Source organism: Streptomyces rimosus subsp. rimosus, assembly GCF_000720725.1.
In the GTDB taxonomy this organism is placed as follows: Bacteria; Actinomycetota; Actinomycetes; order Streptomycetales; family Streptomycetaceae; genus Streptomyces; species Streptomyces rimosus_A.
The window spans coordinates 1-10,786 of the sequence record NZ_JOCQ01000174.1; the positions used below are offsets into that span (position 1 = coordinate 1).

12 protein-coding genes are annotated in these 10,786 nt (G+C 73.3%); 1 reads left to right on the forward strand and 11 read right to left on the reverse strand.

The features are described from left to right. Window positions 1-128: 128 nt before the first annotated feature. From trpC to hisI, 6 genes are all read right to left on the reverse strand, one after another. Window positions 129-938: an indole-3-glycerol phosphate synthase TrpC gene (trpC, locus tag IH45_RS0141440; RefSeq protein ID WP_030681852.1), complete on the reverse strand. Its 810-nt coding sequence runs from the start codon at window positions 936-938 to the stop codon at window positions 129-131. 264 nt (window positions 939-1,202) lie between these two features. Next, window positions 1,203-1,667 carry a DUF2752 domain-containing protein gene (locus IH45_RS0141445; RefSeq protein ID WP_394298747.1) on the reverse strand — a complete coding sequence of 155 codons (465 nt, stop codon included), beginning with the start codon at window positions 1,665-1,667 and terminating at the stop codon, window positions 1,203-1,205. A 200-nt stretch (window positions 1,668-1,867) separates the two neighbouring features. Beyond that, the gene (locus tag IH45_RS0141450) at window positions 1,868-2,113 is read right to left on the reverse strand and encodes an HGxxPAAW family protein (protein ID WP_030681857.1); all 246 of its coding nucleotides are present in this window, start codon (window positions 2,111-2,113) and stop codon (window positions 1,868-1,870) included. 85 nt (window positions 2,114-2,198) lie between these two features. Beyond that, a complete protein-coding gene (locus IH45_RS0141455; RefSeq protein WP_032919453.1) occupies window positions 2,199-2,852 on the reverse strand; it encodes a TIGR02234 family membrane protein in 654 nt (217 codons plus the stop codon). A gap of 94 nt (window positions 2,853-2,946) precedes the next feature. Then, the gene (locus tag IH45_RS0141460) at window positions 2,947-4,470 is read right to left on the reverse strand and encodes an anthranilate synthase component I (protein ID WP_030681862.1); all 1,524 of its coding nucleotides are present in this window, start codon (window positions 4,468-4,470) and stop codon (window positions 2,947-2,949) included. A 10-nt stretch (window positions 4,471-4,480) separates the two neighbouring features. After that, on the reverse strand, window positions 4,481-4,846 hold the full coding sequence (gene hisI / locus IH45_RS0141465) for a phosphoribosyl-AMP cyclohydrolase (protein WP_030681867.1): 366 nt from the start codon (window positions 4,844-4,846) through the stop codon (window positions 4,481-4,483). 317 nt (window positions 4,847-5,163) lie between these two features. Here hisI and IH45_RS0141475 point away from each other — a divergent pair, with 317 nt between their 5' ends. Beyond that, window positions 5,164-5,796: a TIGR03085 family metal-binding protein gene (locus IH45_RS0141475; RefSeq protein ID WP_030681870.1), complete on the forward strand. Its 633-nt coding sequence runs from the start codon at window positions 5,164-5,166 to the stop codon at window positions 5,794-5,796. A gap of 43 nt (window positions 5,797-5,839) precedes the next feature. Here the strand turns inward: IH45_RS0141475 and IH45_RS0141480 are convergent, their stop codons facing one another. The 5 genes from IH45_RS0141480 to IH45_RS0141500 form a co-directional block, all read right to left on the reverse strand. Continuing rightward, window positions 5,840-7,096: an ATP-grasp domain-containing protein gene (locus IH45_RS0141480; RefSeq protein WP_030681872.1), complete on the reverse strand. Its 1,257-nt coding sequence runs from the start codon at window positions 7,094-7,096 to the stop codon at window positions 5,840-5,842. Next, window positions 7,077-8,012 (reverse strand): EamA family transporter, encoded by a 936-nt coding sequence (locus IH45_RS0141485; RefSeq protein WP_050515564.1) that lies wholly within the window; start codon window positions 8,010-8,012, stop codon window positions 7,077-7,079. Before IH45_RS0141485 ends, IH45_RS0141480 begins: the two co-directional genes overlap by 20 nt. Before the next feature lie 9 nt (window positions 8,013-8,021). Further along, window positions 8,022-8,795 (reverse strand): YggS family pyridoxal phosphate-dependent enzyme, encoded by a 774-nt coding sequence (locus IH45_RS0141490; protein WP_078898035.1) that lies wholly within the window; start codon window positions 8,793-8,795, stop codon window positions 8,022-8,024. Continuing rightward, window positions 8,792-9,760, reverse strand: a complete 969-nt coding sequence (locus IH45_RS0141495; protein ID WP_030681881.1) for a PLP-dependent cysteine synthase family protein — start codon at window positions 9,758-9,760, stop codon at window positions 8,792-8,794. Before IH45_RS0141495 ends, IH45_RS0141490 begins: the two co-directional genes overlap by 4 nt. Before the next feature lie 109 nt (window positions 9,761-9,869). After that, on the reverse strand, window positions 9,870-10,442 hold the full coding sequence (locus tag IH45_RS0141500; protein ID WP_078898036.1) for a phosphoribosyltransferase family protein: 573 nt from the start codon (window positions 10,440-10,442) through the stop codon (window positions 9,870-9,872). Between the last annotated feature and the right edge of the window lie 344 nt (window positions 10,443-10,786).

Genomic DNA, 10,786 nt, shown 5'->3' on the forward strand with positions numbered 1-10,786 from the left:
GCCGGCACCCGCGCCCCAGCGCCGCGTGCGGATCGCGCGCGGCACCGGCCGCGGCGAGCACGCCGGCCGGGCCCGGGAGCGGTCCCGGGCCGGGGCGGTGGAGGCGGGCGGGGGTCATGGGGCGGGGGTCAGCCCCGTCCGTGCCGGATGGCGGGGTGCGAACCGGCCGCGACCAGGTCGGCGACGGCGGTCTTCGGGTCCTTGCCGGTGACCAGCGACTCGCCCACCAGGACGGCGTCGGCGCCCTCGTTGGCGTAGGCGATCAGGTCGTGCGGCCCGCGCACGCCGGACTCGGCGATCTTGACGATGTGGTCGGGGATCTCCGGCGCGATGCGCGCGAAGTTGCCGCGGTCCACTTCGAGGGTCTTCAGGTTGCGGGCGTTGACCCCGATGACGCGCGCGCCGGCGTCCACGGCGCGCTGGGCCTCCTCCTCGTCGTGCACCTCGACCAGCGGCGTCAGGCCGATCGACTCGGCGCGCTCGATGAGCGAGACCAGCGCCTCCTGCTCCAGCGCGGCGACGATCAGCAGCGCCAGGTCGGCACCGTACGCACGGGCCTCCCACAGCTGGTAGGCGGTGACGATGAAGTCCTTGCGCAGGACGGGGATGTCCACCCGGGCCCGGACGGCCTCCAGGTCGGCGAGCGAGCCGCCGAACTTGCGCTGCTCGGTCAGTACGGAGATGACGGCCGCGCCGCCCGCCTCGTAGTCGGCGGCCAGGCCGGCCGGGTCGGCGATGGCGGCGAGCGCGCCCTTGGACGGGCTGGAGCGCTTGACCTCGCAGATCACCGTGACGCTGTCGCCCTTGAGGGCCGCGGCGCCGTCCTTGGCCGGGCGCGCCTTGAGGGCCCGCTCCTTGAGCTCGTCGAGGCCGGTGCGTGCCTGCCGCTCGGCGAGGTCGGCGCGGACTCCCTCGATGATCTCGTCGAGCACACTCACGCGAGCGGCCTCCTTCTTGAGCGGTGGAGGGTGACAGCCGGCCTCGCGACCGGTGTCGCCCTGTCAGGCTCTCCGATGGTATCCGGCAAGGGGCAAAGGTCTCACATCCGGTTGACGGCGGTCCCACCAGGTGGACGTCCCCGGCTCGGACACGTACGGAAAGCCGCAGGTCAGAGCGTTTTGACTGACACCTGGGGCTCGTCTCGCCACGCCCGGCGCACGCGCCTCGCCACGCCCCGTACCACTGATCCGCCACCTGGTCCGCTACGGGGACAGCCCCGCCCCGAACGGCAGATTACGGACCACCGTGAACACGAGCAGCAGCCCGCCCAGCGCCCACCAGTGGACCGCCCGGGGCCGCGGACCGGCCGTCGGGAGGCCGCGGGCGGCCCGTACCGTCCAGGCCGCCCAGAAGAGCGCGAACGCCGCGTAACCGGCGACCGCGAGGAGATTCGCCCCCGCGGCCGTGACCGGATCGCCGAGCGCGACGGCGTGCGCGCTGCGCAGGCCGCCGCAGGCCGGGCAGTAGATGCCGGTCAGGTGGAGCAGCGGGCACACCGGGTAGTGGCCGGGTTCGTTGGGGTCGACGGCGCCCACGTAGGCGAAGGCGGCGACGACGGCCGCCAGGGTGCCGAGCGGCGCCCGCAGCCGCCGTAGGGGGCCGGGTCTGCCGCGTACGGCCCCGGTCACGGAAACCGGCCCGCCGACCGGGCCCACCGGTTCACTCACGTGCCGATGGTGCTGCTGTACGGGGATCGGCGCACCTCGTGGGCGGCCGTACGGAGGACGACACGGCCGCCCGTACGGGAAACGGCGCGTCTCCCCGAGCCCTCGTACGGGCGGTGCCGCTCGGGCACCCCGCTCGTACGGGCCGGAAAGCCGCGCCGTCACAGGAGATCCGCAGTCGCCGGGCCGGGCCCGGCAGGGGCTCAGCCCTCCTGGGGCCGGACCTTGGCCTGGGCGCCCGCCGTCGCGCCCTTCTTGCCCGCCTGGCCCATGCCCATCACGCGCATCACGCCGCCGACCACGGCGCCGAGGCCGATCAGGACCATGCCCGCCCAGAACCCGGGCACGTTCGCCAGCACGATGAAGGCGCCGGCCACGCAGAAGCCGATGAACGAGATGATGACGCCGGTCCAGGCGGCGGGAGTGTGTCCGTGGCCACTGCTCGACATGAGTGCTCCTCGTAGCTTTTTCGCGCCCGGGTCGGGGCGCGGTGATCCCTCGGGTCCATTGTCCCCGATGGCCGGGGGGCGGCCACTACCGGGTCGGGTCCTCGCCCCGGTCCAGGGACTTCCACATCTCTTCCGGCCGGTCCGGGTCGGCGGCGGTCCGGCGGCGCGTGCCGCGGGGGGACGCGCCGGCGCGCTCGTAGCGCCCGGACATCGCGGGCCACCGGCGCCCGTACAGCAGCGCCAGCACCCCGGCGACCAGCAGCAGCAGGCCGCCGGCGACCGCGGCCCAGGGCCAGAAGGTGTGCGAGACGCCCTGCACGCCGGCGTCGGACAGCCCGGTCGCGGTGGCGGCCTTCTCGCGCAGCGCCCCGGTGTCGGAGATGCCCAGGTACGCGCCGACGACGGTGCCCAGGCCGCTGAGGGCGAGCAGCGCGGCGACCGCGATCCGGCCCGCCCCGCGCACCGCGAACAGGGCGACCAGGGCGGCGAGGCCGACGATGGCGAGCGCGCCGGGCACGCCCGTCACGTCCTGGCCCGAGGCGGTCTGCGGCAGCTCGCCCTGGGCGACGACGGCGGTGGCCCTGGCCCAGGTGCGGCCGGAGGCCAGCAGGACGACGGCTGCGCCGGCCGCGCCGGCGATCAGCGCGAGCGCCAGGCTCTTTCCGCTGCGCGCGGGCTTGGCCGGCGGAGCCGACGCGGATACGGTCGCGCCGGCACGGGGGTGGTCTACGGCAGTCACGCCTACCACTGTACGAAGACGGCGCGCCCGGCCGCCGCCCGCGGTGCCCCCACCGGGCAGCGGCCCGGCCCGGGCCGCGGTTCCGGCCCCCGGTTCAGGCCCCCAGCCCGTTGGCCGTGTGCACCGCCCGCAGCACCGCCGCCGCCTTGTTGCGGCACTCGGTGTCCTCCGCCACCGGGTCGGAGTCGGCGACGACGCCCGCGCCCGCCTGGACGTACGCCGTGCCGTCCCGCAGCAGCGCGGTGCGGATGGCGATGGCGGTGTCGGAGTCGCCGGCGAAGTCCAGGTAGCCGACGCAGCCGCCGTACAGGCCGCGCCGGCTGGGCTCCAGTTCCTCGATGATCTGCATCGCGCGCGGCTTCGGGGCACCGGAGAGGGTGCCCGCGGGGAAGCAGGCGGTGAGCACGTCGAAGGCGGTGCGACCGGGCGCCAGGCGGCCGGTCACCGTGGAGACGATGTGCATGACGTGGCTGTAGCGCTCGACGGACATGAAGTCGACGACCTCGACGCTGCCGGGTTCGCAGACCCGGCCCAGGTCGTTGCGGCCGAGGTCGACGAGCATCAGGTGCTCGGCGCGCTCCTTGGGGTCGGCCATCAGCTCGTCGGCCAGGGCCTGGTCCTCCGGCACGCTCGCGCCGCGCGGCCGGGTGCCGGCGATGGGGTGCAGCGTGGCCTGCCCGTTCTCGACCTTGACCAGCGCCTCCGGGCTGGAGCCGACCACGTCGACGCCGTCCTCGAAGCGGAGCAGGTACATGTACGGACTGGGGTTGGTGGCGCGCAGTACCCGGTAGACGTCCAACGCCGGGGCGGTGCAGGCGGTTTCGAAGCGCTGGGAGGGGACGACCTGGAAGGCGTCGCCCGCGCGGATGCGCTCCTTGATGTCCTCGACGGCGTCCTGGTAGGACGCTCCGCCCCACTTCGCCGTGTACGGGGGCAGTTCGGACGGCGGCAGGGCCGCGGCGCTCGCGGGGGCCGGGCGGGCCAGGTCGTAGGCCATGGTGTCCAGGCGGGCCACCGCGTCCGCGTACGCCTCGTCCACACCCGTCGCCAGGTCGTTGTGGTTGATGGCGTTGGCGATCAGCAGGACCGTGCCGTTCCAGTGGTCCAGTACGGCCAGGTCGGAGGTGAGCAGCATGGTCAGCTCGGGCAGGCCGAGGTCGTCCGCGGTGCTGTCGCCGATCTTCTCCAGGCGGCGCACGATGTCGTAGCCGAGGTAGCCGACCATGCCGCCGGTGAAGGGCGGCAGTCCCTGGCCCTCGATCAGGTCGCGGGGGGTGTGCAGGGCCTCGACGGTGGCGCGCAGCGCGGTGAGCGGGTCGCCGTCGGTGGGCACGCCGACCGGCGGGGTGCCCAGCCAGTGGGCCTGCCCGTCGCGCACGGTCAGGGTGGCGGCGCTGCGTACGCCGATGAAGGAGTACCGGGACCAGGTGCGGCCGTTCTCGGCGGATTCGAGCAGGAAGGTGCCCGGGCGTTCGGCGGCCAGCTTGCGGTAGAGGCCCACCGGGGTGTCGCCGTCGGCGAGCAGGCGCCGGGTGACGGGGATGACCCGGCGGTCCTTCGCGAGCGTACGGAAGTTCTCCAGGTCCGGTGTGGCGGTGCCGGTGGTTCCCGAGGTCATGGCGCGGAGCCTACTGCCCTTCGCTGAGCACATCCTCATCGAAGCAGGTGCGGGCCCCGGTGTGGCAGGCCGCGCCGACCTGGTCGACCTTGACCAGGATCGTGTCCGCGTCGCAGTCCAGGGCGACGGACTTCACGTGCTGGACGTGTCCGGAGGTGTCGCCCTTGACCCAGTACTCCTGGCGGCTGCGGCTCCAGTACGTGCAGCGGCCGGTGGTGAGCGTGCGGTGCAGTGCCTCGTCGTCCATCCAGCCGAGCATCAGCACCTCGCCGGTGTCGTACTGCTGGGCGATGGCGGGGACCAGGCCGTCGGCGTCGCGCTTGAGGCGGGCGGCGACGGCGGGGTCGAGCTGGGAATCCAGGACGCGGCTGCTCATGGCTCCATTGTGCCGTGCGCGGGGTGTGCCGTGCGCAGGCCGCTGGTGCGCCGGGTGCGGCCGGCGTACGGCATGCTGCACCCATGACCCGCCAGCCGCCGCCTCCGGACGCCGACCGCACGGCGAAGGTCGCGTCGGTGGTGCTGCTCGCGATCTTCGCCGCCGGGCTGGTGGTCGCCGCCGTCCTGCTGCTGACCTGAGGCCGTACGGTCGCGGGGCCGCGAGTCCCGGCCCCGCGGCGCGATCCGGACACACCGGACATGGCGGGGCCGCGCGGCACCGTGGCACCGTCCGGCCCCCGCCCGTAGGCTGAACCCATGTCGACCCATGCGAACCGCGAACGGCTGTTGCTGGCTGACCTGCTGGAGGGCGCCGGGCCCGACGCGCCGACGCTGTGCGAGGGCTGGAAGACGCGCGATCTGGCCGCCCACGTGGTGGTGCGCGAGCGCCGCGCGGACGCGGCCGGCGGCCTGCTCATCAAGCCGCTGGCGGGCCGCCTGGAGCGGGTGCAGCGGGAGTTCGCCGCGAAGCCGTACGACGAGTTGATCCGGCTGATCCGCACCGGACCGCCCCGGATGTCGCCGTTCGCGCTCAAGCAGATCGACGAGGCGTCGAACACCGTCGAGTTCTATGTGCACGCCGAGGACGTGCGGCGGGCGCAGCCGGACTTCACGCCGCGCGAACTGGATCCGGTCTTCTCGGACGCGCTGTGGTCGCGCCTGGAGAAGATGGCGCGGGTCCTGGGACGCAGGTCGCCGGTGGGGCTGGTGCTGCGCCGCCCGAACGGCCAGACCGCGGTGGCCCACCGCGGCACCCCGGTCGTCACGGCCACGGCCGGGCCGGGCGAGCTGGTGCTGTTCGTCTACGGGCGGCAGTCGGCGGCCGATGTCGAGCTGGACGGCGACAAGGACGCGGTGGCCCGGGTGCTGGACGCCCAGCTCGGGCTGTGAGGCCGGGGCGGCGGCGCGGGTCCGCTCCACCGCCCCGGGGCGCTCACCGCGTCCGCGCGATGTCGTAGAGGCCGCCCGGCTCCCGGAGTTCCAGCGCGCGCAGCCGCCGGTAGTCCGCCTCGATCTGCCGCGCGTCCTCGTGCAGGAGGTAGCAGACGCCGGGCGAGGTCGCCGAGTCCACCGTGGGGCTGAGGTAGTCGCCCGCCCGGACGCCGAGGAAGTGGTCGGCGTACGAGGGCAGCTCGCGCAGCCGCTCGAAGCCCGCCAGGGAGCGCAGCCGCCCCGCGAACGGTGAGATCAGCGAGACGTAGCGCAGCCCGGTGCGCGGTTCGGCCGGGACCGCGGTGCGGGCGGCGAAGGCGGCCGGGTCGCTGCCGGCCAGGGCGGTCAGTTCCACGTGGTTGGTGCCGAAGCAGCGGCTGACCACGTGCGGCAGGATGCTGCCGGCCAGCCGGGCGCCGGTCTCGATCAGGACGGGCCCCTCGTCGGTCAGCATGACCTCCGAGTGGGCGGGTCCGTGCCGGATGCCGAGCGCGTCCAGGACGCCCAGCAGGTACGGCTCGATGGCGGCGGCCGCGGGGTCGTCCGCGGCCAGCGGCTCCTCGTAGTCGTAGATCGCCGCCCCGCCGCGGCCGCGCCGCTTGTGGTAGCGCCAGATCTCCGCGATGTGGTGGCGTCCCGCGACGCTGACGGTGTTGGCGAAGTACTCGGTGCCGGCCAGGCGTTCCTGGAGGACGACGGTCTTGTTGCGGGCGCCCTGGACGTTGGACGAGCCGAGGATCTGGTTGAAGGCGGTGCACAGTTCGACCGGGTCGGCGCAGAAGAAGACGTTGTCGGTGCCCGCGCTGTCGGCGGGTTTGACCACCAGCGGCCACCGGCCGTGCGCCCGGGCCCAGGCGTAGGCGGTGTCGAAGCGGGAGGTGCGCAGGGTGTCGGGGGCGCGCAGCCCGTGCGCCCGTACGGCCATGGCCATGTCGTACTTGTCGCGCCGTACCCGCCGCTCGTCCGGGACGTTGCCGGGCAGGCCGAGGTGGCGGGCGAGGGTGTCGGTGAGGTCGACGGCGGTCTCGTTGCCGGGGAGGACGAAGGCGGGGGCGGACGGGCGGACCGCCTCCAGCAGCGCCGCCAGGTCGCCGTCGTACAGCAGGGTCTCGGTGAACGCGTCCTGCGGGAAGGTGCGCCGGAGGTAGTCGGGGATGTCCGGTGAACTCTGCACATGGACGCACTTGACACCGCGTTCGGCGAGGGCGGCCGGCAGGAAGCGGCCGGTGGAGTAGGCGTCAACGATCAGACACTGCATGGAGCTTGCCTTCCTGGACGGCCGCCGCCGGGGGCGCGCCCCGCCGGGCGAGCAGCCCGAACGCGATGAAGACGGTGATCACGGCGATGCCGACGGTCGACGGCACCGAGAACGTCAGCCGGGCGTCGGCCAGCTGGATCAGGAGGGTCAGGCCCGGGGCGAGCGAGCAGATCATGGAGGCGGTCATCGGGGTCACCTTGCGCACCCCGATCTGCACCAGGTACGCGGGGATCGAGACGCCGATGACGGCCACCACCGTGCCCGGCACCAGCGCCCGGCCCAGCTGCTCGGCGCCGGAGAACGCGGCCAGTGTCCAGCCGACGGCCGCCACCAGGGCGAACCGCAGGCCCATGACGGTGGGCACGTCCACCCCGGCGGCGCCCAGGCGGGCGGAGAAGACGACGTTGGCGGCCCCGCCGGCGCCGGAGGCGACCGCGGCGCACAGGCCCAGCGTCATGGCCAGGGCCGCGCGGTCCCCCACGCCGCTGCGGCCGTCCAGCGACGCCCAGACCAGGCCGGCCAGGGTGAGCAGGATGCCGAGCGCGGACAGGAGTTCGCCCGGCAGGACCCGGTCCCGCTTCCACCACAGGACCTGGAGGAGGACGGTGCAGGCGGGGCCGATGGCGATGGACACGACGTTGGCGACGGCCGGTTCCATGAGCTTGAGGGCGTACAGCAGGGTCAGCCAGGTGACGGCGGTGGTGATGTTGAGGACGATCAGGTCGGCGGCGTGCGCCCGGAGGACGGCCCGGAGCCGGGCCGGGCGCAGCCGTACGACGGTGAGCAGGCAGAAGAACGCCCCGGTGAGCGTGAAGGCGACCGCGGCCACGCTCCCCGGGTCCACGTGCTGCAGGCGCTCGGAGGCGAAGACGTCCACCAGGGCGGAGAAGAGACTGAAGACGAACAGCGCGGCCACGGTGACTCCTCAGGGACGCGGGCGCGGCCCGAAGACCGCCTCGCCGACGCGGACCGTGGTCGCGCCTTCCGCCACCGCGGTCTCGAAGTCGGCGCTCATCCCCATGCTGAGCTCCCGCAGGCCGTGTTCGGCGGCCAGCGCGCGCAACAGCCGGAAGTGCGGGCGCGGGTCGCCGCCGTAGGGCGGGATGCACATCAGGCCGGCGACGGGCAGTCCGTACGTGCCCGTGCAGTCCTTGATGAACGCGTCGACCTCGGCGACCGGCACCCCGCTCTTGTGCGCTTCGCCGCCGGTGTTGACCTGCACGAAGCAGTCCGGGCGGCGTCCGGTGCGCTCCATGGCGGCGGCCAGGGCCGCGGCCAGGCGGGGCCGGTCCAGGCTGTGCAGGACGTCGAAGGCGCCGACGGCCGCGGCGGCCTTGTTGGTCTGGAGCGGGCCGATGAGGTGGAGGCGGGTGCCGGGGTAGCGCTCCTGGAGCGGCGGCCACTTGCGCTGGGCCTCCTGTACGCGGCTCTCGCCGTAGTGGCGGTGGCCGGCCTCCAGGGCGGCGGTGAGCGCGGGCGTGCCGTGGAACTTGCTGACGGCGACGAACCGTACGTCCCGGGGCGGCACCCCGGCCCGTTCGCAGGCCAGGCCGAGGCGGCGGGCGACGGCGGCCAGGCGCTCCGCGATGCCGCCGGGCTGCGCGGTGCCGCCGGGGTCCGCGATGCCGCCGGGCCCCCCGGTGGCCCGGCGGTTCGCGGCGTCCGGGTCCCCCACGGCCCGGCGCTCGGCGGCGGTCATGAGTCCGGCCCCGTCCGGTACCGGTCGTACTGTCCGTCCCAGATGCTGAAGTACTTCCAGGCGGAGTCGAACAGCACGGTGACCACGACCTCTTCGGGCGGCAGCGTCCTGGCCAGCCGCTGGGCGGCGAAGATGTTGCCGCCCGCGGTGGGCCCGACGGGCAGGCCCTCCTCGGAGATGAGGCGCTTCATGGTGCTCCAGCCGTCGTCGCCGGTGATCAGTTCGACCTCGTCGACGAGTTCCTCGCGCAGGTTGGCCGGGACCTTGCCGGGGCCCAGGCCCATCAGGTTGTGGGTGTGGTGCTCGAAGGGCAGGCCGTTGCGCTTGGCGTACAGGGCGGCCGAGCGGTCCACCTCGACGGCCCAGGTGCGCAAGGCCGGGTGGGCGTCCTTGAGGACGTCGGCGATGCCGGTGAAGGTGCCGCCGGTGCCGAGGGAGCAGATGAAGTGGCCGGGGGTCCGGCCGGCCGCGCGCAGGTCGGTGACGATCTCCCGGCCGCAGGAGCGCCAGGCGCGCCAGTTGAGTTCGTTGGTGGACTGGTCGAGGAAGTGACTGCCGGGATTCTCGGCCGTGTAGCGCCGGGCGGTCTCCTCGCCCTCCAGCAGGAAGCCGTCCGCGGAGGTCTCGACGACCGTGCCGCCCCATGACGCGATCTGTTTCCTGCGTTCTTCGGTCATGCCCTCCGGCATGATGATGACGATGCGATATCCGCGCTGTGCGCCGACCCGGGACAGCGCGGCGCCGCCATTTCCGGTCGAGCATTCGACCAGGGTCATTCCGGGGCTGATCGTTCCGGCCTTCTCCAGCTCGTCGATCATGTAGGAGAAGACCCGGTCCTTGTGACTTCCGGTGGGATTGCGGAATTCACACTTGGCGAATATCCGGGCGGCTCCCGGCTCGGCGATGCGGCATAGTTCGTACAATTCCGTGCGGCCGGTCTCGGCGCCGGGATCGGTCGTGCTCACACAAAACTCCTCGGGCGGGCGTGAAAGGTTGTGCGCCGGCGTGCGGGAAAATGTGGGAATGCCGGGGAAAGGCAGTGCGCCGGCGTGCGGCGCTGTTTCCCGTACGGCCTCAGCCCAGGACGACGACGCGTCCGGTGCCCGGGTCGACGGCGATACGGATGACCGAGCGGACCGCGATGCCGAAGCGCTCGGCGACCCGCTCGCGGCCGCCGTTCTCCGGCTTCTCCACCGCGACCAGGACTTCCTCGACCCGCGCGCCGGCCGCCCGGACGGCCTCGATCAGGGCGATCAGGGTGCCGCCGGTGCTGATCGTGTCGTCGACGATCGTCACCCGGTCCCCCGGTTCGACGCCGTTGACGTAGAGCGTGCCCGCGAAGTACTCGCTGTCGACGGGCACCGAGATGCCGTGGCCGCCCAGGTCGTAGGTGTACCAGCGGGCCACCGCGAGCGGCAGCCCCACGGCCAGCGACACCGCGCTGCCGAGGATGGCTCCCTTGTCCTCCTCGACCAGGATCTTCCCGGCCTCGAAGTCCCCCAGTTCGACCAGTCGCCGGGTCGCCTCCGCGAGCACCTCGGGGCGGAGCGCGGGCGATTGGTCGGTGAATTCGTTGACGGTGGTGATGTGCCGTCCGGATTTTACGGTCGGCGCCCCTGCGTACACGTCTTCCAGCAACATCGGCATTTCTGGATCTTCCCCCCCGTAAATCCATTGCGGTGCCGCCGAATTCGGCGAATGGAGCTTTTTTAGCGCCGCAAACGTAGAAAGCGCAATGGTCCCCCATACTTCTGCCCGAAAACGGTCTGTTCACCCTGGGACCACTGTGTCGCACGCCGGTTCACGCCCCCTGCCACCTGGGCGCCACGCCGCGGGAACGTGTGCGCCCGCACCCCCGCGTGGCCGAAAACCGCCCTGTACGGCGGACCGCAGAGGAGTTTCAATGACTGCGTCAAGCTGCCTGCGCGACCGGCGGGGCGAAGGTGAAGACTCTGTTGTCGCGCAGGAGTGCCCACATCACGTCGACTCGT

Coding starts and splice junctions, on each gene's coding strand:
- IH45_RS0141450 (WP_030681857.1), bottom strand. CDS start 2,113: ATGTCGAGCAGTGGCCACGGACACACTCCCGCCGCCTGGACCGGCGTC.
- IH45_RS0141460 (WP_030681862.1), bottom strand. CDS start 4,470: ATGACCTCGGGAACCACCGGCACCGCCACACCGGACCTGGAGAACTTC.
- hisI (WP_030681867.1), bottom strand. CDS start 4,846: ATGAGCAGCCGCGTCCTGGATTCCCAGCTCGACCCCGCCGTCGCCGCC.
- IH45_RS0141475 (WP_030681870.1), top strand. CDS start 5,164: ATGTCGACCCATGCGAACCGCGAACGGCTGTTGCTGGCTGACCTGCTG.
- IH45_RS0141480 (WP_030681872.1), bottom strand. CDS start 7,096: ATGCAGTGTCTGATCGTTGACGCCTACTCCACCGGCCGCTTCCTGCCG.
- IH45_RS0141490 (WP_078898035.1), bottom strand. CDS start 8,795: ATGACCGCCGCCGAGCGCCGGGCCGTGGGGGACCCGGACGCCGCGAAC.
- IH45_RS0141500 (WP_078898036.1), bottom strand. CDS start 10,442: ATGCCGATGTTGCTGGAAGACGTGTACGCAGGGGCGCCGACCGTAAAA.